21 protein-coding genes are annotated in these 26,244 nt (G+C 45.5%); 5 read left to right on the forward strand and 16 right to left on the reverse strand.

Annotated elements, in window-relative coordinates; all coding sequences use genetic code 11:
• Positions 1 to 445: 445 nt before the first annotated feature.
• Positions 446 to 1,894 (forward strand): sigma-54 interaction domain-containing protein, encoded by a 1,449-nt coding sequence (locus L4C35_RS15495; RefSeq protein ID WP_428463741.1) that lies wholly within the window; start codon positions 446 to 448, stop codon positions 1,892 to 1,894.
• Between the two features lie 201 nt (positions 1,895 to 2,095).
• On the opposite strand, the gene L4C35_RS15500 is transcribed toward L4C35_RS15495, so the two are convergent.
• From L4C35_RS15500 to L4C35_RS15525, 6 genes are all read right to left on the reverse strand, one after another.
• Positions 2,096 to 3,478 carry an NCS2 family permease gene (locus tag L4C35_RS15500; RefSeq protein WP_428463742.1) on the reverse strand — a complete coding sequence of 461 codons (1,383 nt, stop codon included), beginning with the start codon at positions 3,476 to 3,478 and terminating at the stop codon, positions 2,096 to 2,098.
• 308 nt (positions 3,479 to 3,786) lie between these two features.
• Positions 3,787 to 5,103: a guanine deaminase gene (gene guaD, locus L4C35_RS15505; protein ID WP_428463743.1), complete on the reverse strand. Its 1,317-nt coding sequence runs from the start codon at positions 5,101 to 5,103 to the stop codon at positions 3,787 to 3,789.
• Between the two features lie 88 nt (positions 5,104 to 5,191).
• Positions 5,192 to 6,598: a nucleobase:cation symporter-2 family protein gene (locus L4C35_RS15510; RefSeq protein ID WP_428463744.1), complete on the reverse strand. Its 1,407-nt coding sequence runs from the start codon at positions 6,596 to 6,598 to the stop codon at positions 5,192 to 5,194.
• A gap of 138 nt (positions 6,599 to 6,736) precedes the next feature.
• Positions 6,737 to 9,607, reverse strand: coding sequence for a molybdopterin-dependent oxidoreductase Mo/Fe-S-binding subunit (locus tag L4C35_RS15515; RefSeq protein ID WP_428463745.1), 2,871 nt, complete (start codon positions 9,605 to 9,607; stop codon positions 6,737 to 6,739).
• Between the two features lie 2 nt (positions 9,608 to 9,609).
• Positions 9,610 to 10,404, reverse strand: coding sequence for a molybdopterin-dependent oxidoreductase FAD-binding subunit (ygfM, locus tag L4C35_RS15520; RefSeq protein ID WP_428463746.1), 795 nt, complete (start codon positions 10,402 to 10,404; stop codon positions 9,610 to 9,612).
• Between the two features lie 740 nt (positions 10,405 to 11,144).
• Entirely contained in the window at positions 11,145 to 11,684 is a 540-nt protein-coding gene (locus L4C35_RS15525) for a hypothetical protein (protein WP_428463747.1), read from the reverse strand.
• A gap of 251 nt (positions 11,685 to 11,935) precedes the next feature.
• Here L4C35_RS15525 and L4C35_RS15530 point away from each other — a divergent pair, with 251 nt between their 5' ends.
• Together L4C35_RS15530 and L4C35_RS15535 are read left to right on the forward strand one after the other, a co-directional pair.
• Positions 11,936 to 12,079: a hypothetical protein gene (locus tag L4C35_RS15530; protein WP_428463748.1), complete on the forward strand. Its 144-nt coding sequence runs from the start codon at positions 11,936 to 11,938 to the stop codon at positions 12,077 to 12,079.
• Positions 12,080 to 12,205: 126 nt separating this feature from the next.
• The gene (locus tag L4C35_RS15535) at positions 12,206 to 12,346 is read left to right on the forward strand and encodes a hypothetical protein (RefSeq protein WP_428463749.1); all 141 of its coding nucleotides are present in this window, start codon (positions 12,206 to 12,208) and stop codon (positions 12,344 to 12,346) included.
• Between the two features lie 3 nt (positions 12,347 to 12,349).
• Here L4C35_RS15535 and L4C35_RS15540 read toward each other — a convergent pair whose 3' ends face one another.
• From L4C35_RS15540 to mocA, 7 genes are all read right to left on the reverse strand, one after another.
• On the reverse strand, positions 12,350 to 12,772 hold the full coding sequence (locus L4C35_RS15540) for a TIR domain-containing protein (protein ID WP_428463750.1): 423 nt from the start codon (positions 12,770 to 12,772) through the stop codon (positions 12,350 to 12,352).
• Positions 12,773 to 13,118: 346 nt separating this feature from the next.
• Positions 13,119 to 14,012, reverse strand: coding sequence for an FAD binding domain-containing protein (locus tag L4C35_RS15545; RefSeq protein WP_428463751.1), 894 nt, complete (start codon positions 14,010 to 14,012; stop codon positions 13,119 to 13,121).
• On the reverse strand, positions 14,006 to 14,476 hold the full coding sequence (locus L4C35_RS15550; RefSeq protein WP_371701701.1) for a (2Fe-2S)-binding protein: 471 nt from the start codon (positions 14,474 to 14,476) through the stop codon (positions 14,006 to 14,008). The genes L4C35_RS15545 and L4C35_RS15550 overlap by 7 nt, the downstream gene beginning before the upstream one ends.
• Positions 14,466 to 16,667 carry a xanthine dehydrogenase family protein molybdopterin-binding subunit gene (locus tag L4C35_RS15555; protein ID WP_428463752.1) on the reverse strand — a complete coding sequence of 734 codons (2,202 nt, stop codon included), beginning with the start codon at positions 16,665 to 16,667 and terminating at the stop codon, positions 14,466 to 14,468. The genes L4C35_RS15550 and L4C35_RS15555 overlap by 11 nt, the downstream gene beginning before the upstream one ends.
• A gap of 14 nt (positions 16,668 to 16,681) precedes the next feature.
• Positions 16,682 to 18,010 carry a putative aminohydrolase SsnA gene (gene ssnA, locus L4C35_RS15560; protein WP_428463753.1) on the reverse strand — a complete coding sequence of 443 codons (1,329 nt, stop codon included), beginning with the start codon at positions 18,008 to 18,010 and terminating at the stop codon, positions 16,682 to 16,684.
• A gap of 14 nt (positions 18,011 to 18,024) precedes the next feature.
• Entirely contained in the window at positions 18,025 to 21,141 is a 3,117-nt protein-coding gene (ygfK, locus tag L4C35_RS15565; RefSeq protein ID WP_428463754.1) for a putative selenate reductase subunit YgfK, read from the reverse strand.
• A 445-nt stretch (positions 21,142 to 21,586) separates the two neighbouring features.
• Entirely contained in the window at positions 21,587 to 22,177 is a 591-nt protein-coding gene (gene mocA, locus L4C35_RS15570) for a molybdenum cofactor cytidylyltransferase (protein ID WP_428463755.1), read from the reverse strand.
• A 27-nt stretch (positions 22,178 to 22,204) separates the two neighbouring features.
• On the opposite strand from mocA, the gene yqeC reads away from it, so the two are divergent.
• Both yqeC and yqeB read left to right on the forward strand, forming a co-directional pair.
• Complete coding sequence (gene yqeC, locus L4C35_RS15575) at positions 22,205 to 23,119, forward strand: selenium cofactor biosynthesis protein YqeC (RefSeq protein WP_428463756.1); 915 nt, start codon at positions 22,205 to 22,207, stop codon at positions 23,117 to 23,119.
• Between the two features lie 44 nt (positions 23,120 to 23,163).
• Positions 23,164 to 24,762: a selenium-dependent molybdenum cofactor biosynthesis protein YqeB gene (gene yqeB, locus L4C35_RS15580; RefSeq protein WP_428463757.1), complete on the forward strand. Its 1,599-nt coding sequence runs from the start codon at positions 23,164 to 23,166 to the stop codon at positions 24,760 to 24,762.
• 170 nt (positions 24,763 to 24,932) lie between these two features.
• Here yqeB and L4C35_RS15585 read toward each other — a convergent pair whose 3' ends face one another.
• The 3 genes from L4C35_RS15585 to L4C35_RS15595 all read right to left on the reverse strand — a co-directional run bounded on the left by L4C35_RS15585 (position 24,933) and on the right by L4C35_RS15595 (position 26,171).
• On the reverse strand, positions 24,933 to 25,421 hold the full coding sequence (locus L4C35_RS15585) for a hypothetical protein (protein ID WP_428463758.1): 489 nt from the start codon (positions 25,419 to 25,421) through the stop codon (positions 24,933 to 24,935).
• A gap of 236 nt (positions 25,422 to 25,657) precedes the next feature.
• Positions 25,658 to 25,924 (reverse strand): Txe/YoeB family addiction module toxin, encoded by a 267-nt coding sequence (locus L4C35_RS15590; protein WP_489685848.1) that lies wholly within the window; start codon positions 25,922 to 25,924, stop codon positions 25,658 to 25,660.
• Positions 25,917 to 26,171, reverse strand: a complete 255-nt coding sequence (locus tag L4C35_RS15595) for a type II toxin-antitoxin system Phd/YefM family antitoxin (RefSeq protein WP_428463759.1) — start codon at positions 26,169 to 26,171, stop codon at positions 25,917 to 25,919. Before L4C35_RS15595 ends, L4C35_RS15590 begins: the two co-directional genes overlap by 8 nt.
• Positions 26,172 to 26,244 lie beyond the last annotated feature (73 nt).

The following is a 26,244-nucleotide window of genomic DNA, read 5'->3' on the forward strand; positions in this document are numbered from 1 at the left end:
GATATTTAAAGATGATCTTGGTAACAAAAGCCTTCCATTTTGGTCTTTTCAATTAGAAAAACCTGACAAATATCCAAACAGTCTATTTTTTTTTCATTTATGCTAATTTTATCATTAAAGGAATAGTTTGAATAATATGCAGAATGCTACCTCTCATTCAGAATTAATGCAGTTGCAACCAACAATCCTTCGGTTCACCCAAATGTTGTCGGCAGTGTTAAAAATTGATGCCGAAGTTGTCGATGCCGATTTGGTTCGAATTGCAGGTACTGGCCCCTACAGTAAATTTTTTGGCAAAAAACTAAACACAAGCTCAAGGATTTTCAGGTATATCATTGAGACAAATGAAGAAAAAGTTGTAGTCAAATCTAGAACAGACCCTTTATGCGAGGGGTGTAAAAACAAAAGTTCTTGTCGTGAAATGGCCTTCCTTGGCGTACCAATCATGATCGAAGATCGATGTTTAGGGGTGATCAGTCTTGTCGCATTCACTGAAGATTCACGAGAAAGAATCAAGGATAATGTCCAACTTTTTTCAGACTACGTTAAACACATCGCGCAAATAGTTGTATCCAAAGTTGTCGAAAAGAACAGTAAAAATAAAGGTCTCGACGAGGTGTTTACTCATCTTATTGAAAACATGGACCAAGGCGTATTAGTGCTCGATGAAAACAATCGGGTTAAGTATGGTAACCAGCCAGCACTTAATAACTTAAATATAAAGCAGGACGCTTTATATGACCTTGAAATTAAAATTCGATCGTTGTCACTTCACAATAATGAAATAAAAAGCCATCAACAACATATTATTTCACAAGGTGAATGGCAAAAATTAATTGTTGGGCAGTTTTATAACACACAGGGACAGCAATTATTTTTGATGGCTTACCATCAACCCAATAGCGATTTTACGATTCAAGATCATGGCTCGCTTCTCAGTACTGTCATTGGTGAATCACCCAAGATGCGCCAACTCAAAAAGATGATTACTCGCGTTGCCAGCAGCCCTTCGAGTGTTCTGATTAATGGTGAAAGCGGCACAGGTAAAGAGGTTATTGCAAATGCAGTACATAACCTCAGTGATCGAAGCCAATCACCATTTATTGCCATCAACTGTGCCGCTATTCCTGAAGCCTTGCTGGAAAGTGAATTGTTTGGTTATGTCAAAGGGGCGTTTACTGGCGCCTCTAATAAGGGCAAAAACGGCTTGATCCAAGCCGCTAACAAAGGAACCCTCTTTCTTGATGAAATTGGCGACATGCCGATGACGCTGCAGGCGAAGCTGCTTCGTGTACTGGAAGAACGCAAAGTAATGCCAATTGGCTCAAATAACGCTGTACCAGTGGACATTCGGATTATTTCTGCGACCAATCATAACTTCCAAGAAATGATAGCCACCAATAAATTCCGAGAAGATTTGTATTACCGCCTTAACGTGATCCCTTTTCAACTGCCTCCGTTAAGGGAACGAGAAGGCGATATCACATTGATGACTAACTACTTTCTTGAGTATCACACCCAAAAAATCGGTGTGGTCTACCCAGGAATAAGTGCTGAAGCGATGCGCCGTCTCAATGCCTATCATTGGCCGGGGAATGTACGTGAGCTCAGCAATTTAATTGAATATCTTGTCAACATCGTACCTGAAGGTGACCAAATCGACATTGACTTGCTTCCGCCGCACTTTGAACAATCACCAGCAGCGGCATGTCCAGAGGAAGCCTATAACGATGATTACTCGATGAGCCTAGAAGATATGGAAAGGAACCGTATTGAGGAAGCGATATATCGTCTTGGTAACCGAAAAATGGTCGCCGAAGAGCTAGGGATTGGTATTGCAACCTTGTATCGTAAAATCAAAAAATACGAACTCAACAACCATAGAGCCTCTTGATGCGATAGGTTAAGTCATCAATAACACATCAAAAAAGATCAACCATGAGTACCAATAATAGTTAGCTACGTATCAGATAAGACTACTGTATACCAAGCGGGGGTCTTATTGAGATCACAAGATAAAACGGGGGCTTTTATAAGCCTCTTCAGTTGCTGCCTACTTTTACTATGGCAGCAACTAAAGGGTACATAGTCAAAACTAAATTGCCCAACCTCCTGCGTAGAAGACGACCAACACAATGGCAATGATGACTGTTCCGACATTCAAGCGTTTCGCCTCACCAGAAACTACCCGACCAATCACCAAAGAACCAAAACCAAGCATAATACCAGTAACGATATTCCCTGTTAGTACAATAAATACTGCGCACATAAGGCCAGATAGCGCATCTACTGAGTCAGCCATATCCAACTTGCTGACGTTGCTCATCATTAGCAGACCAACGTACATCAAAGCTGGCGCCGTAGCGTAAGCTGGGACCAAATAACTCAGTGGCGACAAGAACAGTAGTAATACAAACAGGCCACCAACAACCGTTGCAGTCAGCCCCGTTTTACCACCAGCGGCAGTACCTGCTGCTGATTCGATATACACAGCCGCAGGTGCTCCACCCACAAAGCCAGCAAAAATACTACTCACGGAGTCCGACGTTAGTGCTTTACCACCATCAATGATTTGACCGTCTTTATCCAGTAGTTTCGCCTGACCAGCAACCGCACGAATAGTACCTGTTGCATCAAAAATAGCCGTCATCACCAACGCCAACACACTTGGGATCACGACTGGGTTCAGTGCCCCCATAATATCCATGGTACCCAATAACGATTCACCTTCCCCACCAAACGATGGCATCGCAAACAGCCCCTGATAGGTCACGTTAGGATCGAATATCAGACCAAAAATTGAAATCGCAATAATCACCAGCAAAATACCACCGGGAACTTGACGCTTCTCTAGGCCGAAAATCGCAGCCAGACCAACAATCGACATCAGGACAGGTAACGAAGTGAACTCACCCAATGCGACAGGTAGGCCAGCATGCGGGTTTTGCACCACCAAACCGACACCATTTGCAGCAATCAATAGCAAAAACAAGCCAATACCGATCCCTGTGCCATGGGCGATTCCGGACGGTAAGTTCGTCAATATCCATTGACGCACACCCGTTACAGTAATGGCAGTAAACACCACACCCATTAAGAACACAGCACCTAGCGCAACGGGAATACTGATCCCCTGCCCCAGTACCAAGCTAAATGCGGTAAACGCAGTAAGGGAGATCGCACAACCAATAGCCATCGGCAGGTTTGCCCAAAGCCCCATTAGTAGTGAGCCAAACGCAGCAACTAGACACGTGGCAATAAACACCGCCCCTTGGTTAAATCCCGCCGCACCAAGCATGCTCGGCACCACAATAACGGAGTAAACCATTGCCAGAAATGTCGTCAAACCCGCGACCACTTCTTGTTTTACACTACTACCGCGTTGGGAAATTTTAAAATACCCATCCAACCCGCCTTTACGGGATGTGTCTTCTTCTACCACTGTGGATTCATGATGAATCGAACTATTCTCAGACATGATGTAATTCCTTGTAAAATTGAGTGTTAGGCTCGCAGCCTGAACACCTCGAAAACGTTGAGCTTCCTCTCAACCCGCCCCGTAGCAATCGATTGCTTTATTGGGGCTGTGACTTGTCCGTCACGTTATAAATGTTGCTGACTTTTTTTATCGACACAACCCCAGTTAACAGAACTCATCAATCCCCAAAAGGAATATCCCTCGAGCAAATAACTGGGGCTAGGCAAGCTAAATTGGCGGCGATTATACGCCTCGCTCACCCTGCATTGTCAAAAAATCATTTTCGAACGAAACCGTTTGCGTAAAATTTAACCTCTTTCGTAAACTAACCTGCCATCGACATAAGTTCGGTAGATGCTTCGGTCGTCGCCCAATGTCATTAGCATGAACAACTTATCAGACAAGTTACGCGAACTGTCGTAGCGAAGTTGCTGTAATGGTGTCGAACAAGGGTCGATAATGACGAAATCAGCCTCTTTACCCACCTCGAAGTTTCCAATTAGATGATCCAAAGAGAGGGATTTTGCTCCCCCTAGAGTGGCCAAATAAAACGCTTCGAATGCTGAGAGTCGATACTGTTGCAACTGCATAACCTTGTAAGCTTCGTTCAGCGTTTGCAGCATATTAAAGGTTGTCCCTGCACCAATATCAGTGCCCATGCCGACTTTCACCTTACGCTTCCAGGCCTCCTGCATCTTAAACAACCCACTCCCTAGGTAGAGGTTAGATGTAGGGCAAAATGCAATGGCTGAATCGGTATCATGTAGGCAATCCCACTCTTTATCCTCAAGGTGGATACAGTGAGCAAATACACTCTTAGAACCTGTTAGGCCGTGGTGGTGATACACATCCAAATACCCGTCCTGCTCAGGATAAAGCTCTTTCACCCAAGCAATTTCATCCTTATTCTCACATAAGTGAGTATGTACGTAAGTATCTGGATACTCTGCCTTAAGCCGTCCTGCCATAGCGAGTTGCTCTGGGCTCGAAGTCGGTGCAAAGCGAGGGGTAATGGCATACAACAAACGGCCACGCTTATGCCAACGTTCAATCAATTCTTTACTTTGGTTGTAACCAATCTCTGGCGTATCCAGCAGGTATTCCGGTGCATTGCGGTCCATCATCACCTTACCGGCGATCATCCGCATATTGATCTTCTCAGCTTCTTCAAACAGTGCATCAACCGATTCAGGGTGAACCGTGCCAAACACCAAGGCGGTTGTCGTTCCGTTTCGCAGTAACTGCTTGATAAAGAAGGTCGACATTTCGCGAGAATAATCTTTGTCTTTATAGCGCGCTTCAGTCGGGAAGGTATAATTATTCAGCCATTCCAATAGCTGTTCGCCATAGGCGCCAACCATTTCGGCCTGTGGATAGTGAATATGGGTATCAACAAAACCGGGCATCACAATTTTGCCAGGGTAGCTTCGGATTCGGACCGTTGGCGGGATTTGATCTTTACCCTCTTCCCATTCACCGACCCACTCGATACGCCCGTTGTCGACTAACATCAAACCATCTTCAATAAAGCGGATGTTCTGCTCTATATCTTCAGGTTTGTCGACAACCTTTGCGATATCTAAGATAGACGCTCTTATCGCTTTAACTGATTGGGTATATTCCATGATTACCTCTTATCTTTTCGTGCTGGACAGTAGTAGGGAACCGTTATTTCCAGCGTTATTTTCTTCCAATTTCTTTCTATTGTAGGGCTTAAACTTGTTGCTCGCGTGACTGCACGGCATCTTCCTCAGCCAATGCTTTTTCACATTCTTCACACTCTTTAATCTGATCTTTCAACGCTTCGCGTTTTTCATTCGCACTCTCAGCTTCATCGGCTCGGTTAATGCCTAAAACAATATTAAGGCCCAAGGCCACTAAAGAGCCCGTCGTAATACCTGAACCAAGAATGACGCGAATGGAATCAGGCATATAGGTTAAGATTTCAGGGCGAACCGTTACCGCCATGCCCGAGGCAACCCCGACAGCGATGATAAGCATATTGCGTTTGGTAAAGTTAATTCGTGACAGGATGCCAATACCCGCGGAGATGATCATGGCGAACATCACAAGTCCTGCGCCACCTAGCACAGGTGAAGGAATGGTGACCACAATCCCCCCCAGTTTCGGGAACATACCTGCAATCAGCATTATCACACCAGTAACCGCGACTACATGGCGACTCGCTACGCCAGTAATCGAAACAATACCGACATTCTGGCTGAATGATGAAAAGGGGGTGGCACCAAATACCGATGCAAGGGCACTACCGATACCATCACATAAGATCCCTTTTGATAGTTTCTTCCCAGTCAACTTGGTATGGGTGGCATCGCTCAAGGCCAAAAAGTCACCTGTCGATTCCATGATGGTTACTAGGTAAGCAATAGACATCCCAATAACGCCACTGACTGTAAAACTTAACCCGAACGGTAAGAGTTCAGGCAAGGAGAAGAACTTGGCTTCTTTTACCGGCGTAAAGTCCACCACTCCCATGAAGATCGCGACAATGTAACCCACCATCATTCCGATCACGATTGCAGCAGCAGAGACTAGCCCTTTACCAAGTTGCGACAGTACAATCACCACAACCAGCACCAATAAACCCAACATCAAGTTATTGATTTGACCGTAATGCTCTTGCCCAACAAAACCACCCGCAAACCAATCGACAGAGACAGGCAAAATTGTCAGACCAATCAAGACCACCACGGTACCAGACACCACAGGTGGAAAGAGTTTCCTGATTTGTGGCATGAAACGGCTACCAATGATCATCACTAACGAACCCACCAGTGATGCACCGAATATTCCGGAAATACCCGAGTCCAGTCCAATAGAAATTGATATAGCCACAAAGGTAAAGCTGGTCCCCATCACCACTGGAAGTCGGATCCCAACAGGACCAACCCCTTTGCACTGGATGATAGTCACCACGCCCGAGACCATCAGCGCTGCATTGACCAAAATAACCATTTGTTCAGTTGGTAAACCAATCGCACTACCGACGACTAAAGGGACGGCAATGATAGCCCCCATAGCAGCAAGCATATGTTGAAGGGCAAGGAGAATTGCGGCTCCCATTGGAGGCTTATCTTCCACGTTATAAAGCAGTTTCATTTCAGTTCCATCCGTACCTGTGAAACACTAGGGTCTTTACAACGTGATCAACCAGAGCCTATCCCTGCTTACCCGTCGATAACCCGACAAAAAAAACGGCCATTTCCCATCCACTGGAAATGACCGCCTTCGCATTGATTACAGCTTATTCAGACCTTGTAGAACCTTCTCTGGTGTAAAGTGCCAATCTCGCATCCAAACGCCACATGCATCATGAATTGCACTGGCAATCGCTGGCGCTGCACCGTTAACACCGATTTCAGAAATCGATTTCGCACCATAAGGGCCAATCGGATCATCACTTGGTACTAACACCGCTTTGAAATCACGCGGGATATCACCAATCATCGGCGCACCATAGCTCTTCAAGTCGCGCGTCACAGGGACACCATGCTCATCATAAATCAGCTCTTCATATAAGCTGTGACCAATGGCGCGCATACTGGCACCGTAGATCTGCCCTAACGCGAGATCTGGGTTAACTGGCGTACCACAGTCGAGCAAGGCATGGAACTTATCGAGACGGATTTCACCCGTACGCGTATTCACCGCTACCTCAGCGAAGTTCGCGCCATAAGGGAAGGCAAATTCTGGTGTGGTGAAACAACCTGAAGCCAATAATTGCCCCCAGCCTGTTCCGCTTTCCGCTTTGTGAGCAATATCGAAGTAGTTCACTTCTCCCTGCTTACCTTTCACTAAACCCGGCGCCACAATAGCGACATCTTCCACGGGTTCACCCAGCATTTCAGCGCCGCACTTAAGGATTTTCTCGCGCATTGCTTCAGCTGCTCGCTTGGCCGCATTACCAGAGAAACATGTGCCAGATGAGGCGTAAGCTCCCTTATCAAACGGCGCATGATCGGTATCCCCTGAATGAATCGTAATGTCATCCATCGGGCAGCAAAGCACTTCAGCGGTCAGTTTGCTTACTACGGTATCAAGGCCAGTACCGATATCTGCGGCACCAGAGTGAACAATGAAGGTACCATCCGATGCCATTTTGATTTGGCAGTTCGCTTGGTCGATATCGGGAATACCGGATTTTTGCTGGATAATCGCCACACCACGGCCCACTCTCCATTCACCGTCATCCTGTTTCGGACTGTCCCACTCAATCAACTTGCGACCTTCGCGCAAAATAGGTCCAAGGGCACAGCTGTGAACTTTAGGCGCACTGGCAGGCATTTTACCTTCACCGATAGCCGCGAGAATTTTCAGCTCTTGGCCTTCAACAACGCGGTTCTTCTCAACCATATCTAGATGGTCAATGCCAAGCTCATCTGCCATTTCGGCCATTGCCATCGTCAGTGCGTAGTTGCCTTTCGGTGCACCGTAACCCTGATAAGCCCCAGTCGGACAAATATTGGAGTAATACGTGGTGACCCTGAAGTCCACATTGTCACATGGGTACAAAGGCAAGGATAAGGCAGGACCATTTGATGGCACCGTCAGCGCATGGTTTCCGTAAGGGCCGGTATTGGCACGGAAATCCATATCAATGGCTGTTAGTGTGCCGTCTTTCTTCGCACCGAGTTTCACCACCACTTTGGCAACGTGGCGGGTTGAGTTAGAGATAAATTCTTCTTCACGGGTATGGTGGAAATACACAGGACGGCCTGTCGTCCACGTCGCCCATGCACACACATCTTCCAACAAAATATCTTGCTTAGAGCCGTATCCACCACCGACACGCTCTTTAACGATGTGGACTTTGTTCTGCTTCACATTAAGAATTTTTGCTACCTGACGGCGCACGTGCCAAGGCACCTGAGTCGAATCGTGCATCACAATACGATCACCATCCATATAGCTGTAACAGATATGGGTTTCAACAGGCAGTTGTTGCACCTGTTTCGATTCGTAAGTACGTTCGATGATCTTATCCGCTTCCGCAAAGCCCTTATCGAGATCGCCGATATGGCCACGAACACTGGCGGCAATATTTTTGCGTGGGAAACAACCAATCGGGAAGTTCACGATTAACTTACCTTCACGCGGATCGGCGTTTCGGTTCTGCTCTTCTAAATCATCAGGCGCACCCACGCCATATTCTATGGGTTCGTTATGAATGATCGGCGCATTTGCAGCCATCGCCTCATCAATACTCATGACAGGCTTAAGCACATCGTATTCGACGTCAATCAGTGCCAACGCTTGCTCTGCAATTTCCACTGATTCAGCGACAACAGCAGCCACACGGTCACCCACATGACGCAGTTTTTGGCCAAACATACGGCGATCGAGCGGTGACGGCTCAGGTGCACTCTGGCCACCTGGTGTATAAGGAATATCAGGGCAATTCTTGTGCGTTATCACAGATACCACACCCGCGAGTGCTTCAGCTTTAGACACGTCTAGGTGCTTGATCCAAGCATGAGCGTGCGGGCTTCTCAGCATCTTAATAACACATGCGTTAGCGGGGATCCGATCTTCAACATAGCATGGTTTGGCTTGCACCATCTTCGCCGAGTCAATTTTCGGACAGTTCTTACCAACCACCGCTAAGTCATCACGAAATTCTGGCGCAAACTGTTGAGTGTAAGCAGGATCGTCAAGGCGCTTCACGGCCAATTCAACCACTTCGTAGAACTGCTGATAACCCGCATCTCGGCTAAACAAGCCAGATAGCGCATCATCTATCTCATCGCGCGTTGGCTGTGGAATACGATCAAGGAGATCGGTCAAGATCAACGCTAATGCGGGATCGTTATACCCCGATTGCACCACGCCCACATCGATCATCGTCCGCTGAACTAGGCTTAACTGATTCCACTCGCCAAGGGCTTCCGCTGTTTTCACTTCCGCGCCTTCAAGTTGGGCTGCAATCAATAAGGAAGCGTTAATTAATTCGCCATTCAGCAAGATCACATCCGATCCCGCATAACCCCAACCATCATCGCTATTACGAACCGAGTGGTAACCCATAGAATGCAGCAATGTCTGCACATTTTCGCCAATACGGCATTCCAAAGATTGAGGACGGCCATTTAAGGTAAATTGAATCGTCATGATTATGCCTCCTCTACCATGTGCTGACATTCAGCCATCAAATCCGTGATCACAACACCTGCGATATATCGCTTGTACTCCACACCGCCGCGAATATCAGCTTCTGGGTAAATAGCATCGGCAACGGCTTGCTCTAGCAGCTCCCCTTTTAAATCTTGTGTTTCGACATCACGAAGACGAATTGGACGAGCCGCACCTTGATACAACGGCGAAACGCCATCAAGCGCGATGACCTTGTTGCCTTGCTTATCAATCGATACCGCAGCCGTCACAATCGCTAGCCCCGCCGCAGAGCGAGTAATGTTGTAACCAATACAAGTCAGGCTGCTATCTGGAATAATGACAGTGGCGATAAGCGCTCGCTCATCGTTGTTGATGTAATCTTCAACATCCACCTCCTGACCATTGGCCAGTTTCAATTTTGCTTTCAGCGCAAGTAGGCTAGGTATTAATAATGCCTCTGGCTGTCGTGCGGCAATCTCGCCACCCAAAGTGGCCTGATTACGAATATGACGGGAATAGATAAACGCCGCAGATTGCTTTAAGGCCACTGGGACAAGCTCATGGTCAATCAACTGCTGGATATGGCACATCGCACCGATATGTAAGCTATCGCCTTGCTGCTCGATCTGAGATAAATTCAGTTTTCCCAAAGAGATAGCTATCGTTTTATCCGTTTTAGTCGGTGCTGCATTGATTTTAGATCCCCCAGCAAACCAAATGGCGTCATTGCCATGTAACTGCTTGAATTCAAGTGCCTGAGCAGGGGTATCAGGCGTTAGATATTGTTCAATCATATTAATTGCCTTTTCGCATTATCGTTGTTATTCCTGCACCATGCGTTCAACCTAATGGCTCTACGGAACGTTATTAATGTCTTAAAAACTAAAAAGGCAACAAACACGCCAAGCTGCTAAAACCGATTATTTAAGGAAAATATTCGTGAGCGGAGTCAGAAATTTAGCCCAAACTGGCATCACCGTCGGGACAAATATTCCTTTTTATTTACTGATTATTCTCGACCTTACCCGCTAAATAATAACGGTTATCACTACGGGGGATGGTGATATCAAAATAATATCAGGGGCTATCAATATGATATGAATGGCGGTGATAGCATGGAAACTATCACCCTATGGTGGCAGGCTTATCTCGGAACTAGACTAGATCCTCTGCTTAGGCTTACTTATTGCCGTTAAGCAGGCTAGTCCCTTTGCGCTGAATCTAATCATATTCAATTTAAAAGCGCGCAGGAAGCGAGTGAATATAATCCAGTCTAGTGCATTGCGATTAGCGTCAGTTTTTATGATAAAAGCATCAATAAAGATCATAATAAACGTACTTGGGCAGAAGCAAGTTAGACTTTCAACGCTAACTCATCGGTACAGAGTTAGTAAAACTAAACCTACGATCCAGCAGCAAAACGCAGTACCTGACTCGGTTAGTAAAAACAAGCATTAGTCGCGTTACTTGTAATGGCTCAGGATGAGCGAGGGTTTTTAATGTAAAAGAAACCTTGTCTTACAAATGTAAAACACTAATGGCAAATATCATTCAGTCTTTCTTTCAGATTAGCCAGTACTTTTTGAGTATTTTCCAATTCCTCTCGGCAACACTTTTCTTGCTCGGCATGCGTTCTAAGTGACTCTAGTTGGCCATGCCATTTCGCGGTAAAAGGGCGCAGATTTTCTTCAAATACTTCATTCACGGTCTCATAATAAAATCGGCAACCAAAGCCATGCTTATGCGCCGTTTGGCGATGGAAAGTAAATAAGGATGCAAGACGGGATAACGCGGTTTCAATATCGCCACCTTCTAATAGGCGTGTTGCAATACTGGTATCGAGTTCTACAAACATATCCCACGCCGCTTGTTTATCTGCATATGTGTGCTTGCCATCGGCACGATAGCGTTGAAAAAAATAGCGGTGATAGCTTGCAATTCTCTCTGGTGATCGACTTTCAGGCTTATTGAGTAGTTTTTTAAATCGTTCTTGGTGCTTCTCAAGATCATATGTTTCGGCATTTACATCAACCACATCACGATAATACGCATCTGCAAAGTCAGGTTGACTCATATTATCTCTTTTCAACTCATCACGAAGTACGTGAGCAAGCCCCTCAGCCAATTCCTTTGAAAGTTTTCTCTCTGTTTTTGACATCCGTTGTTCTCTTTTTATCAGCATTAATTAACTTAATTGTATGCCTTGCAACATAGCTCTAGAAGTAGTTTCACCGTTTTAGACACACTTTCCCTATCCATTTCCCTTATCAGCCGCAGCTGTCTAGATTAGGCTAAAAGTACACCTGACAAGATAAGGAGAATACGATGGGTGAATTCAGAGATGGCTATGAACCGACACAAGCTGATTTAGATAACCACTCAGATCAGCTAAATGAAAACAACGATGCTTACTGGCAATCACGCGGTTACGATGAGCGTCCGGAAGATTGGGAATACAGCGATGAGTAAAACCAAGATCCCTAACCTCCCAAGTAAGACAGATCGCCCATCGGGTAAAGGCCGCAGCAACTACCCAGAAAAAACGAAATAATTGTATGCCAGTGCACTCATTATTTAACCTAGAGGAAGAGTATTATGACGAAGAAAGTAACCCCTGAAAACAATAACGCCAACATGAAAAATGCGAATAAAGGTGCACCCGGCAATAACCGCCAATATTCGCAGGTACATGGGAATCGAGGTAAGCAGCTCAACCCTAACCAGAACGGTAAATAGTTGTTAACCTAACCACTGAGCTATACGTTGGAGATCCCATGCGTATAGCTCTAAATGATGCACACTGTGTGGGGCGCCAGCATAAACATTATCAGGTGTGCGCATAACTAGAATATTCTTTTCGCTATTGTATTTCAAAAACTGCGCAATTTCCCACTCTACCCATAATCTACTGTGCGTATCATTACCGACAAGCACTAATAGCTTATGGGAGCTACCAAGTAACTTTGCTATCTCTTTTTGTACTGGTTCCGAGCGAAAGTCGTTCGGTGGACGACGATTAGTGTGGCCATATTCGTTACATATCGCCTCAGCCAAAGAGCGGTCTTCAAATTCTAATGGATGATTAGAGTTAAGGCGTGTTGCTTTGATAGCATCAATGTACTGCTTATCTTGGTGATTATGACTAATAAACACGGTTGTCATGATATTTCTCCTATTTAGATACCATTAATGACTTAATGATTCAGAGACAAAATAACAATGACTTAGTGACTTTATCATAACAATATGTGAATCCTGTCTCACATTGCTGTGTTACAAATTGAATATACAAAGTACAGGGGCTGCTTTCAACAGCTTGATTTTTGCGATCTATTAACATATCAACCCCGAAAATAACTGTTTATTGAGCTTCATCTTATCTTCTGGGGTAAAGATGCTAATTGTGTTCACGCTGACACGCCCTTGAACAAGACAAGTTATCTAAACAAAAAAAGGGGCCAAACGGCCCCAACTCGAATAACAAAGGAAAACACGAAACAGAGTAAAATTAACGTCTTGATAGTCCTTCTAACCAACGAGTGAGTAGATTCAGCGAGGCCTGCTGGCGATAAGTCGCCGTCGAGCGTTGATCGTCTATTGGGCGAATGATTTCGCGATAGCAGTCTACAACCTGAGCGATAAATTTGGGTTTAGCCAATGTTTCCACTGACCGGCCGATAACCAAAGACTCCAATTCACGACTACGCACGACAGTGGGCCCTACCGCGCCGAATGCAACACGCCAATCCTCTATCACTGGTGCTTTCTTTGGAAAACGCTTGATACGCGCCAAGCCAGCCACTGATAGCTTGCTCAGCGCATTCGCCGCTCTTGTCCCTACTTTGTGGTAAAACACCTCTGGCAAATCATGGTGTGGAATAATGATATGAGTGAGCATTTCATCTTCCCTTAGCGCGGTGACCCTTGGCGCTAAGATGAAATCTTTCAATGCCATCTCCCTTTGTCCATGAATGGATGACAAAACAACATGCGCATCTAGCGCATACAAGGCAGGCAATGAATCAGCGGCAGGCGACGCATTGCAAATATTCCCTGCTAATGTGGCGCGATTACGTAAGGCGGGGGCTGCAATTTTAGCGACGCTTTGACGAAGTATCGAAGGCACCAAGGGATTACGCTCAATATCGGCCAGTACAACACCGGATCCAATATACAAAGCTTGCTCTTGATTGTTCTCATCTTCGTGGTCGGTCGTCAAAATGTATTGTAATTCATCGATGGTATCGACAAACAATACGTCGTCCTCAAATCGAGGTGACATCCCTGCCCTAACGCCATGCTGAACCATCAAATCCGTGCCCCCAGAGAACACTGTCATCTTGCCTGTCGACAAGGTATCCAATGCCTGAGCCAAGGTTTCAGGCCGATAGACATTTACCATAAGCCCTCTCCTTTTTGCGCGGCGATCTTAGCAGCTTCAACAATCATCCCGTAGCCCGTACAGCGACAAAGGTTGCCTGAAATAGCAGTGCGAATAGCATGTTCAGATGGGTTAGGATCAACTTCAAGCAAGGCATAGAGCGCTAATACCATCCCTGGCGTACAGAACCCGCATTGCACACCTTTTGCCTCAAGCAGCGCATTGATCACGCACAGGCCTTTTTCGGTCTGCCGTAAGCCTTCAAGCGTCATGACATCACCGCCCTCAACTTGGCTGATAGGCATCATGCAAGCATTGACCAAGCGCCCATTGAAGAGTACCGAACAGGCGCCACACTCACCTTCTCCACACCCTTCTTTGGTTGCTGTGCGTCCCATAGTGCCGCGCAAGGTATGAAGTAAAGACTGCATGGGCTCAACGTCTACAGCGACAAGTTCGCTATTAAGGTAGAATTCAATCTTCATTGATAGGTTCTCCATTGCCAGCACTTATTGTCTTAATTTGCGTGCTTTTTCCATCAGCCAGTGCCTCACACACTTTTTCTGGCGTAACGGGTATCGATGAGAGTGGCACGCCAATGGCATGCTCAACCGCAGCAGCAAATGCAGCCGCGCCACCATTATGCGTTAGCTCACCGCCACCTTTGGCGCCATTTGGCCCATAAGGGTACGGGTTATCGACAAGTGCACTACCAATGGCAGGAACATCAAGCGCTGTCGGGATAACATAATCGGCCATTGAGCGCTGAGCAAAAACACCATCTTGGGTGAGTTCTAGCTTCTCGCAACTGCCATAACCCAGTGCCTGCACCAAACCACCTTCAATCTGGCCTCTGAAAATCGTACCGTCGATAGCCTTACCTATGTCATATACCGCCCAAGCGCCAGTAATTTCAGCTTCACCTGTTGCCATATCGACCTCAACTTCGACTACATTGGCGCCATAGCTGGTTGCTTGGTAGGCATTACCTTGGTAAGTGTCTTGATTCCACTGGTGATAGTCAGGTTTACAGTAAACCTCAACGATCTCTTGTGATTCGCCTTCTAACCACATTTTTTTCAGCTTTTTCGCGGCTTTTTCGAGAATATAGCCGACGATCAAGATCGAGCGCGAAGCCACTGTTGGGCCAGAATCGGGGACGATGCCTGTATCAGGCACTGCAACCTGAACAAGATCTATATGTTTATTCAGAGTATCTGCCACGATTTTACGGAAAGTCAGGCTTAGCCCTTGGCCTATATCTGTATTAGACGCGAGGATTTGCACCGTGCCGTCAGGCTCTTTAACCAATTTGACTTTGGCCCTGACTAGCGTGTCTTCCAAATCACCTGCAAAGCCACAGCCATGCTGGAATATCGCTAATCCTATACCTTTGCTTTTGCCTTTAAGGCGCTCAGGATGTGTTTCTTCCATCTGGCTAAATTCGGCGAATTTGCGCTGATAATCCGACATATCGAGCACTTTTTGCAGCATCTCATCAAGCACTAACTCACCGAATATTTCAGCACCAGTCAGCGATTGGGATTGAGATGTCAGCATATGCTGTTGTTTGAAGGTGACAGGATCTGCATCAACTTCTTTAGCGACGTGATGGATATGGGTTTCCATACAGAAGCAGTTCTGTGGTGAGCCAAATCCGCGGAAGGCCCCCGTCGGCACGGTATTCGTTGCCCAAGCATGGCCTTCAACACGGACATTGGGAATGTCATACACATTGGTTGCCGTGGTGATGGTTCGTTGCAACACGATGCCTGATAAGCTCAGATAGGCGCCAGCATTAACATCGAACTTGATGTCCATAGCGACAATCTTGCCATTGGCATCAACACCGGTTTTATAATGAAAAGTGACAGGGTGACGTTTAGAGGTAGTAGCAATATCTTCCCCGCGCTCAAAGATAAGCCTGATTGGTTGTTGTAATTTCTCGACAGCAACAGCCAATGGCGCTGCAAGCACATCAGGAAAATCTTCCTTACCGCCAAATCCGCCACCTGTTGGACATTGGATCGCCCTAACATTGTCATGGCCCAGTACAACCGCCATGGTGTGGTGCACATACCAAGGGCACTGCATCGAACCTTCGAGGACCACTTTGCCATCTTGTAGATAACAAACTGCCCCTTGCGTTTCTAGATAGATATGCTCTTGATAACTCGTAGAGCAGGTCTCTTCAATGATGGTAACCGCATTGGCGAAACCCGCTTGAATGTCCCCTTTGGTCAGCATATGGGTATCAAGGACATTGTTATCAGCATGAATGGCACCGTCTTTCAGTGCTTTGGATTGTTCTATGGTATAGGCAGGTGTCAACGGCTCATAATCAACATGGATTTCATTGAGAAGAGAATCAACGACATCAGGATCAGGCCCGACGACCAAGTAGATCACCTGACCGACAAACCGCACCTCTTGCTCAGCAAACGCTGGCCAGTCGATTTCGACAATGGGCAGCACATTCTGTCCGGGAACATCATCTGCACCAAAAATATGATAGCCATCAGGCAATGATGGAAGTGTTACCGATTTAATCCGCCCACGAGGGCAAGAAGAGCGATAAAACCGCCCTTCTAATAGCCCCTCGTAATGGCGATCGGCAATATATTTCGCAGCTCCTGTGGCTTCCTCCCACTTAAAGCGCGTATTTACCGTATCCATAACGGGATCTCACATTAATCCAACTGATCCATGGTTTGCCATAAACGCTTAGCGACCTTGCGAGCCTCTGCGTATATCGGCGCCACATCGAACGGGAACGCTCGATCTTCATAAACAAAGCGACCTTCCACCACCACGCTATTCACATTGCCCGCATTAAAGCCAAAGGCAACATGACCCGCGAGGTTATCCGCAACCAATGGTGTCGGACTGGTGTAATCAAGGATGGTTAAATCCGCTTTGTTGCCTGCATCTAGACGACCGAATTTCGCGCCGAAGTTACGGGCCAAAATTTCATTACCATTCCATAAGTGACGTAAGAAACTATCAGGCCACAACGGACCACCCGCATCACGATGTTTGAAGAAGGCGAACTTCAACTCTTCAAACATATCAGCCCCGATACCATCGGTACCCAGTGCGACATGCTGGAATCGCGTCAGTTTGTCGTTGTAACCCACACTGTTGTTCATATTCGAACGGGCGTTGTGGACCAAGAAAGCGTTTTTAGCGTTCAGAATGGCAATATCCTTATCGGATAAGAACAAACCGTGCGCCAGTAACGTCTTCTCGTTGATCAAGCCGAAACTATCTAAACGCTCAACTATGTCTTGGCTATAGTGGTGGTGGCTATGGGTCACGTCGTAACGATCTTCTGCCACATGAACATGGATCCCACGCCCCGTAGCCTGTACCGCTTCAGCCATCATAGAGAGACCGTCGTTGGTGACGGTAAACGGCGCATGTGCACCAATATGAGCTTCGACTAAGTAAGGTTCGTCGCCCTTTGCCTTCGCACTGTCAATCAACTGGGCAAACGCGATATTTTCTTCAACGCCTGCCACCATTTCTTTCATGCCGTGGTTACGATCAGTGGTTTCAAAGCAAGTCATGCCACGCAAGCCCGCCTTCATGAACCCTTTACGCAAGGTACTTAAAGAGCCTGCGATATAGTTTGGCGATGCATGGTGATCAATCACCGCTGAACAGCCGCACTTGATGGCTTCGAGCGAACAAATCAAGCCGCTGTAGTACACAGCTTCTTCATCCAAGGCTCGGTCCATTCGCCACCACAGGTTCTTCAGTATCGAAATGAAGTCAGGGCTTGGCTTGATATCTGCCATGATCCCGCGCGCCAATCCCGAATAGAAGTGATTGTGAGAGCAGACAATGCCCGGCATAACCAGTTTTCCGGCCATATCCTTGATGACGGCATCAGGGTAATTAGCGGCCAAATTGGCGCCAACTTCCTTGATTTTGTCGCCATCAATAACAATATCGACGCCTTCTTTGATCAGTGCAGGTTCAAACTGCACCGCTGTTGCGTTTCTGAGTACTAACATTCCCTGACTCCTCACTAAACGTCTACTTTGCCAAGCAAGTAACTGTGGTTAGCCATGACATAGTTAATAATCGTCGCTTCATCGGCGAGCGATTCTGGCATGTCCACATTGCCTTGCTCATTAATACGGAAGGAATAAATCTCACTGTGACTGCGAACCAAGACTTCCTCACCATCAACGAAGAATCCGGCATTGGTGCTGTTGGCAAAGTCTTCACGCAAGTTGAATAGCGTGAACTTGTCTTTATACGGCTTGCTATCCCATGGGCAGAACTGAGCACAGTTACCACATTCATTACAGTACGCATCTAGGTGTAATGTCTGGAACTGGTCACGGAAGCCTGGAATTGGCAGCGAAATATTGGCGCGGTTCGGGCAGACGTCGACACACTTGCTACAAATGTATGAACATTCCAAACAGCGTTTTGCTTCTTGATCGATGAACGCCTCACGGTCCGTTTCTTCCAACTGGTTAGCTGCAATCAACTTAACCTGGATATCACCTTTACGCGCGTATACCGCTTCAACCTGCACATCAGATTTAGCTTCAAGTTGCTCATCGGCCTGTGCTTCACGGACCAAGATGGTTGTTGCCGCTTTGCGACCACCTGAGATTGCCGACACGATTGATGATGGGCCTGTCTGGGCATCACCCATCAAGAACACATTTTCAACCTCGGTTTCTCCGCTCTCTTTGTCGACGACTGGCCAGCCATCGGTTCCCATCGGGATCCCCATGCGAGAAAGCACTTCGCAATTTGATTGCTCACCTACCGCAGTGATCAAGGCATCTACCTGAAGCTCAACCGTCATGTCTGTCGCAACAGGGCGGCGACGGCCTTTCTCATCGGGCTCACCCAGCTCCATAACACGCGCGGTCAACTTACCACCCGCCTCAAACTGCTCTGGGTTAGTTAAGAACATGAACTGCACGCCATCTTCTACCGCTTCTTCATATTCTTCTTTGTAGGCTGGCATTTCCGCGATAGTACGACGATAAAGAATCGTCACCTTCTCAACACCCGGCACTTTCAGTGCAGCACGGGCACTGTCCATGGCGGTGTTACCAGCCCCGACAACGGCCACATGTTTGCCAAGCTTGAGCTCGTCGCCATCGTTGAAACTGCGTAGAAACTCCAGTGACTTGTAGATATTGGTGTTACCACCAGAAAGTGCAATTGGGTTGCCTTTGTCTGCGCCTATACCCAAGCAGACATATTTGAAACCACTTTGCTTAAGTGCATCGACTGTCAGCGCTGGGTTACAACCGTATTCAATGTTGACCCCGTGATCTTTCACGAACTGAATATCGTGCTCTATCGCTTCAGCAGGAATGCGGAATTGAGGGATAATATTCTTCACCACCCCACCAGCATTGTGTTCTTTCTCAAACACGGTAACAGGGTGGCCCGCACGCGCCATGAAGTAAGCTGCAGAAAGTCCCGCAGGACCTGCACCAATCACCGCAACTGGGTGTTTGGCCGTATCTAGGCTTGGCTCATGCCATTTAGCTTTATACTCATCCCAACCTTTGGACAGTGCGATTTTCTTCATCTCACGGATATTGAGCGCACCTTCGTAATCACGGCGAGTACAGTTGTACTGGCACTGGTGATCACAAATATGACCAGTAATAGAAGGCAGGGCATTACGGGCGTAAATGACTTCGAGCGCTTCGGTGTACTTATGCTCACCCATCAAGCGGATATATTCTGGAATATCCTGACTAATCGGACACGCGGTCACACAAGGTGCGACATAACAGTCAGTCAGTGGCACGGCTTTCTTAACACTGATTTCTTCAGGACCACGCCACTGTTTCTGGACGTAATCGGCATCAAGGGATTTTGCTGCTAATGCCTCTAGCTTGACCAAGTCGACCTTGCCCATGCCCCACTCGTCACTGCCTTCTAGCTCTTTGGCACAGTCAGACAAACGAAGGTAACCACCAGGTTTAAGCAAATCAGTCGCCATAGTGATAGGACGGATCCCTGTTTCGAAGATCTCGCGGATATTGAATTTGCTGGCACCGCCCGAGTATGAGATTGGCAGTGTGCCGTTGAATTCGCGGGACAGTTCTAACGCCACATTGATAGACAGCGGGAACAAGGCACGGCCTGACATGTACATTTCTTTATCAGGTAGGCGGCCTTTTTTATTGAGGGTACCTAGGGTGTTGGTAAGCTTAACGCCAAAGCCGATGCCTTTCTCTTTGCCTAGGTCAACCAAACGGTGCAGCATCTCTTTAGCCGCTTCGATTTGTAGATCGTGGCTGAAAGACTCTTCGCTCAGTGCGACATAATCAAAACCAGCATTGTCGAGGATCCCACGGACACGCTCAAAGCCCAATAACGTTGGGTTTAACTTAACAAAGGTGTTGATCCCCTTCTCTTCAATCATGTAACGACAAATCGCTTCAATTTCATGAGGAGGACAACCGTGCATAGTAGAAAGGGTAACACCACGGGTTAACTGAGCAGGAATCGCATCAACCATGGCATTCAAATGATCGCATCTATCTTCTAGCTGATACTCACGAATAAACTCAGGATCTTGAATGAAGGCTTTCAGCTCGCTGGTATAGCGGGCAAAATTGGGGTGCTCACTCGCATCAAGCATATCGTGGATATATGTCTGCATAGGTAGAGTCTGGATCCCAGACAAGTCATAACCCACACTCATATTGAAGATAAATGACTTACTCTCACCGTCTGTTCTCGGCGCAAAGACCTCTTCCAGTAAGTGTAAGGCCACCCATGCCTTCAAGTACTCATCATACGCTTTAATAAGGGTAAATTCGGTCGACCATTCGGTATTGAAACACTCATCTTCCGCATCGATACATGGCTTTGCTAGTTCAAGTTGATCAAGCTTCTGGACAGTTTTCAGCTCCATGAAACGACCACCAGCTAACCATGATGTAATGATATTCTGGGCAAGTTGAGTATGGGGTCCCGCCGCAGGGCCGACAGGGGTTTCACAGTACTCTCCCCATACCGACAACGAAGTGTTGCTCGCTTTGCGGTAGAACTGTTTTTCTGGAATACCAAAGATAGATTTACTTTGCTTATATTCACTAAACATTCGGTTAAGTAACTCACCGAACGGAACGGGACGCATGATGTCTCCCATGATAGATCTCCTTGATGTTATTCTTTTTCTTCTAGGCACGTTTATTTACACAATGTGTAGGGCAAAAGCGTATAAATACGTTAATAGCTAAAGAGCAACTACTAAGCCAAACTTTTTAACATTATTAAAACCTAGTAATTTATTAATTAATTTCGTGAGCGAAGTCGAAAATTCAACGGGTTTGATAACTAGAGGAAAAAAAACGAATTTATCTACAACAAGAAACCATCAATAAACACACCCCACAAATGAGGATGATTATTAATTAAACAAAAAGGCTATCATATTAATAAAAAAGCTATCAGTTTGATATTAATCATACTGATAGGTATTACGTCGCAATAAAAAAACAAACCCGATAAAAAAGAAAAACAAAATGTGATATAAACATGCTATATCTATCACATTAATAATAACACCAGAATAAACTATCAAATTGATAGTGCTAATGTGACATTTCACACAAATATTTATAAGCTTGTGGCGTATCCACATCTAAATGTATTTCTTCTACATCCAGTTCTAGATATTTAACTTGTTCACGGAAAAGAATTTCTTTCATTGATGATTTTATATCGGCATTAATCACGGTGTTTTTTAAGCGATGAGGGATCAGCACAGGATGGCCCGGTCGTATGGCACTGCCAGGAAACACAGTACATCCGCCTCGTGCTAACCATAAATCGTGGAATATATGTGAGGGGATACAAGGCATATCACCATGGGTAATAAAAAAGTAATCACTCTCTACATGCTTGAGTCCCTGTTGGATAGAGCTAAACATGCCCTGTTTGTAACTCTCATTACGCACCAATAGCACTCTTTCATTATCCTTATATTTTTCAACAAGTTCTAACCACCTATGGCCCACAACCAAAATCACTCTGCTACAAAATGAGAGCGCATTTTCGATACTTGCATCAAGGATTGTATGCTGCTGATAAGGTAGCATGAGTTTCCAACTTCCCATTCTTGATGATAAACCTGCCGCAGGTATCACACAGTCTACATGCTTGGGAGTTAATTTTTTATCCATAATAAAAACACTCATTAAATAACATTTATGGTTTATCAGATGAAGACTCGATTAATTGAAAACAATCCAAATGAATTTATCTTGTCTGAGTTATATAAATACACTTTAACATCTAAAGACACCCCTTTATTTATTACTCTAGTCGGCGGTGGTGGAAAAACATCGGCGGCATTTTGGTTAGCAAAAAAGTTCAAGCAATGGGGCTGTTCGGTATGTGTAACAACAACAACCAAAATGTATTTACCTACTCAAGAACAAGCTGATTATATTATTCCTCTAGAGGCTATAAATTGCAAAAAAGACGATAAAATAGATAGCAAGCATCATTCTTCAGCACAAAACGCATTTTGTATTTGTGATCCTACAATCACTTTTATCTACAAATCATTGATAACGGATCATTTAAAAACACCCAAACAAAAAGTATTAGGCCTATCTGAAAAAGAGATAAAAATGTTCGAAAACGATGGTCCCTTCACTGTTTTTATTATTGAAGGCGATGGTTCGCGATCTCTACCAATAAAAGCACCTAATAGGAATGAACCTTGCATTCCAAGTTATTCAAACATGGTGATTGGTGTCACTGGCGCAGAAGCCATCAACCGCAAGGCAGATCCCTGTCACATCCACCGTTGGCCAGATTTTTCAGCGATGACCAAGTGCCAACCAGGTGATGTGATTGATGTTCAAGTATTGCAATCGTTGATATCTCATCCGCAAGGGCTCTTTAAATCAACCCCAAAAACAGCAAAAAAGATCTGGTTGATAAACAAAATGGACCTAGCCAATGATGCGCAAACAATGAGCAAGATAGCAGAAGAAGTGCTGGCAAACAGCCCACAACTCACCGCAGTTTGGCTAACGGAAATGCAAGCGGAAACACCAATCAAAAAAGTCATTTTGAAGGAACAAGTAGCTAATGCCACTGAGTCATGCCACTGAATCATAGCAGCTACCTGACTTCGTCAGTACAGAGGTCATAAATAATGAATATATTTGCCAAGGCAGCCCAACTAGAACAAGAGAATGTGCCATTTGCACTTGCCAATATAATAGAAACCCGCGGCTCGGCACCACGCCATTCAGGCCAGATGATCATCAAGGCTGATGGCACTATCACAGGCACCGTTGGCGGTGGGATGATTGAGCGATATGTGATTGAACAAGCCTTGGAAGCGCTACAAGAGAGAAAGCCACGCGTTGTAAAAGGACGTATGACCCGCAATGGTCCTGATGCGATGGGGATGGATTGCGGTGGCGCGATGACAGTGTTTATCGACGTTTATGGTTTATGCCCTAGCTTGATTCTTATTGGCGCTGGGCATGTCAACCGTGCCGTTGCTCAAGCTGCCCACGTACTGGGTTTCGATATTTCAGTCGCCGATGCCTATGCCGACAGTCTCGACGAAGCGCATTTTCCAATCGGCACCAAACGTCTACTCGGCGATACCATGGAGCTGGCTATCGAGCAACTCAATATCAACAAAGACAGCTATGTCGTCATAGCAACGAATCACCAAGATCAAGATGCTATATCCAAAGTCGTCGACTGTGAAACCCGCTATACCGGCCTAATGGCGAGTCGCCGAAAAGTACAGGCACTTTTTACTCACCTGCGCCAGAGTGGTGTCGATGAAGATAGGATCAAAAATATCCACTCCCCTATCGGTTTCAATATCGGCGCTGAAACACCAGAGGAGATCGCCATCAGCATTATGGCGGAAATCCTCAAGGTGAAACATGAGTCAGCAGGCGGCCAAATGAAAGACGACACCCGCCTTAACCGCAATAAATTGGTCTTACTGCGCGGTGCAGGAGACATATCAACCGGTGTTGCTGTTCGCTTATTCAATGCTGGCTACAAAGTCGTGATGACAGATATAGCCAAACCCACCATGATCCGCTGCGGCGTATCGTTCGGGCAGTGCTTATATGGCAAACCGATTGAAGTAGAAGGGATCACAGCCTGCAAAGCCAATAACAAAGACAAAGTGTTCGATATCATTGACCGCAACCAAATTCCAGTCGTGATTGATGAAGATTGCAGCTCGGCAGAGACACTAAAACCCACATTCTTGGTTGATGCTATCCTTGCCAAGCACAATCTCGGTACTCAAAAAGACATGGCGCCAATTACCATCGCCTTAGGCCCGGGTTTTACCGCAGGTAAAGATTGTGATGCCGTTATTGAAACCAATCGAGGCCATCATTTAGGCCGCGTGATTTACCACGGTTCAACCCAGCCAAATACTGGTGTTCCTGGCAATATTGCTGGCTATACCCATCAACGCGTACTTAGGTCCCCATGTGCAGGTGTCATGCATAACCACGTCAAACTTGGCGATCTGGTTGAAGAAGGTGATGTCATTGCCCATATCGGTGACAGCCCTGTTATCGCGCCACTAAGCGGAATGGTACGCGGACTATTAAACGATGGCCTAACCGTTCGAGAAGGCTTTAAGATTGGTGATATTGACCCTAGAGGTGCGGAAGCCGATTACACGACGGTATCAGATAAAGCACGTGCAATTGCAGGTAGCGTATTAGAAGCCATGTTACACCTTGAACACAAGCGAGTAAGCTAATCAAGGACCTAGTCCCTTTACCTTGACCTTTAGCAAGTCACTTCTAAGATAACTAGGGTCGCATACAGCCTGGCTTGTATTCATCAACTTGTATTCATCAAGCTGGGCTGCATTTTAAGTTACGTAGACCCGAGTTAAAACGGGAGGGTTTGTTAGCTTTTGACAGACAATTAATCAACAACCTGAATAGATATCGACTCTAGGCGCTTAATAAGCCTCTGTGCAAATACACCTAAGTCTGAATTGCCATTCTTAGTGTAATTTTTTAGTGCCTGAACAAGGTTATCCTTTTCTTTGTTAAGATGTTCAGATTCCAAACCAGTTAAGTCGGTAAAAACAATACCATCTAATTCTTCTAGCCAATCCTGAAAAGAATTAGGATAAGCTGACATCATACTTAATGTATATTCAGTGTTGGTCGTTAAAGCATTAACAATTAGTGGTGACACCTCTCCGGATATACCACCATCGCGTTTCGACCAAATATCGACCAATGTATTAATTATTGGTATCACTGAAACTTTTTCTTTTTTTCCTAAAATTAACTCAATTTCAGAATGATTTACCATCATCCAGTCTAACGTTAATGTCTCTCTCTCTGGGGAACTAAAAACTGGCAATGCAGCTAATGTAACTAATAATACGACCAACCTAAACATAGATTAACTCTCTAGCTGGTTTGTAATTTTAATTTCAACATCTTGATATTTTGACATTACAGAAAATATTTATTTTATTGCAGCTTTGCTAAGCCTTATATATAAACGAATGCAATAGTATATATCACTCAACTTTTCCAACTAAAAAACAGTGACTATAAAGATAATCGACGGACACAAACCTTTACTGTATTTACTATTATGTCATTTACATAAGAAGATAAAATTCGAAAGTATTAAAATTGATAGTGGTAGCGACAAGAAATGATGGTAATGTGAATTTCGTCGACTGCATAAACAAGGCGATTTGCTTCGTCTATACGACGTGACCAGAAACCAGCTAAATTTTCTTTCAAAGCTTCAGGTTTACCAATCCCTTCAAAAGGTGAACGTTTTGTATCTACGATTAATTTATTAATGCGCTTGAGCGTTTTCTTATCCTGACTTTGCCAGTATAAGTAGTCATCCCAAGCGGCATCAGTCCAAGCTAACATTCTACTCATCGATGATATCTCGTTCTGTTACCTTACCCGCTTTAAACTGCTCAATTGATTTATTTAAGTGAGCAGCATTTGCTGGTGATTTAAGTAAATGAACGGTTTCCATAAGACTGTTGTAGTAATCTATTGACATAACAACTGCATCTTCTGAGTCTCGACGAGTGATAACAGTGCAATCTGCATCGTTAACGACACCATCTAGCACTGATTTCAGGCCATTCCTTGCTTCAGTAAAAGAAACAATACGCATAATTAACCTCAATTTAAGTTGTACACGTTATTGCACAAGTCTAACCCAACAGTCAGACTTGTACAAGATACTG

It is taken from the genome of Photobacterium kagoshimensis, from assembly GCF_050337045.1.
In the GTDB taxonomy this organism is placed as follows: Bacteria; Pseudomonadota; Gammaproteobacteria; order Enterobacterales; family Vibrionaceae; genus Photobacterium; species Photobacterium kagoshimensis.

Bases quoted from the DNA above. Each gene is read 5' to 3' on its own strand.
- ygfM (WP_428463746.1), bottom strand. From the start codon at position 10,404: ATGATTGAACAATATCTAACGCCTGATACCCCTGCTCAGGCACTTGAA.
- L4C35_RS15515 (WP_428463745.1), bottom strand. From the start codon at position 9,607: ATGACGATTCAATTTACCTTAAATGGCCGTCCTCAATCTTTGGAATGC.
- L4C35_RS15585 (WP_428463758.1), bottom strand. From the start codon at position 25,421: ATGTTTAGGTTGGTCGTATTATTAGTTACATTAGCTGCATTGCCAGTT.
- L4C35_RS15495 (WP_428463741.1), top strand. From the start codon at position 446: ATGATCGAAGATCGATGTTTAGGGGTGATCAGTCTTGTCGCATTCACT.
- yqeB (WP_428463757.1), top strand. From the start codon at position 23,164: ATGAATATATTTGCCAAGGCAGCCCAACTAGAACAAGAGAATGTGCCA.
- L4C35_RS15545 (WP_428463751.1), bottom strand. From the start codon at position 14,012: ATGGTAAATGTCTATCGGCCTGAAACCTTGGCTCAGGCATTGGATACC.
- L4C35_RS15535 (WP_428463749.1), top strand. From the start codon at position 12,206: ATGACGAAGAAAGTAACCCCTGAAAACAATAACGCCAACATGAAAAAT.
- mocA (WP_428463755.1), bottom strand. From the start codon at position 22,177: ATGGATAAAAAATTAACTCCCAAGCATGTAGACTGTGTGATACCTGCG.
- L4C35_RS15530 (WP_428463748.1), top strand. From the start codon at position 11,936: ATGGGTGAATTCAGAGATGGCTATGAACCGACACAAGCTGATTTAGAT.
- L4C35_RS15595 (WP_428463759.1), bottom strand. From the start codon at position 26,171: ATGCGTATTGTTTCTTTTACTGAAGCAAGGAATGGCCTGAAATCAGTG.
- ssnA (WP_428463753.1), bottom strand. From the start codon at position 18,010: ATGTTAGTACTCAGAAACGCAACAGCGGTGCAGTTTGAACCTGCACTG.
- L4C35_RS15590 (WP_489685848.1), bottom strand. From the start codon at position 25,924: ATGAGTAGAATGTTAGCTTGGACTGATGCCGCTTGGGATGACTACTTA.
- L4C35_RS15550 (WP_371701701.1), bottom strand. From the start codon at position 14,476: ATGAAGATTGAATTCTACCTTAATAGCGAACTTGTCGCTGTAGACGTT.
- L4C35_RS15500 (WP_428463742.1), bottom strand. From the start codon at position 3,478: ATGTCTGAGAATAGTTCGATTCATCATGAATCCACAGTGGTAGAAGAA.
- L4C35_RS15510 (WP_428463744.1), bottom strand. From the start codon at position 6,598: ATGAAACTGCTTTATAACGTGGAAGATAAGCCTCCAATGGGAGCCGCA.
- ygfK (WP_428463754.1), bottom strand. From the start codon at position 21,141: ATGGGAGACATCATGCGTCCCGTTCCGTTCGGTGAGTTACTTAACCGA.
- L4C35_RS15525 (WP_428463747.1), bottom strand. From the start codon at position 11,684: ATGAGTCAACCTGACTTTGCAGATGCGTATTATCGTGATGTGGTTGAT.
- L4C35_RS15540 (WP_428463750.1), bottom strand. From the start codon at position 12,772: ATGACAACCGTGTTTATTAGTCATAATCACCAAGATAAGCAGTACATT.
- L4C35_RS15555 (WP_428463752.1), bottom strand. From the start codon at position 16,667: ATGGATACGGTAAATACGCGCTTTAAGTGGGAGGAAGCCACAGGAGCT.
- guaD (WP_428463743.1), bottom strand. From the start codon at position 5,103: ATGGAATATACCCAATCAGTTAAAGCGATAAGAGCGTCTATCTTAGAT.
- yqeC (WP_428463756.1), top strand. From the start codon at position 22,205: ATGGTTTATCAGATGAAGACTCGATTAATTGAAAACAATCCAAATGAA.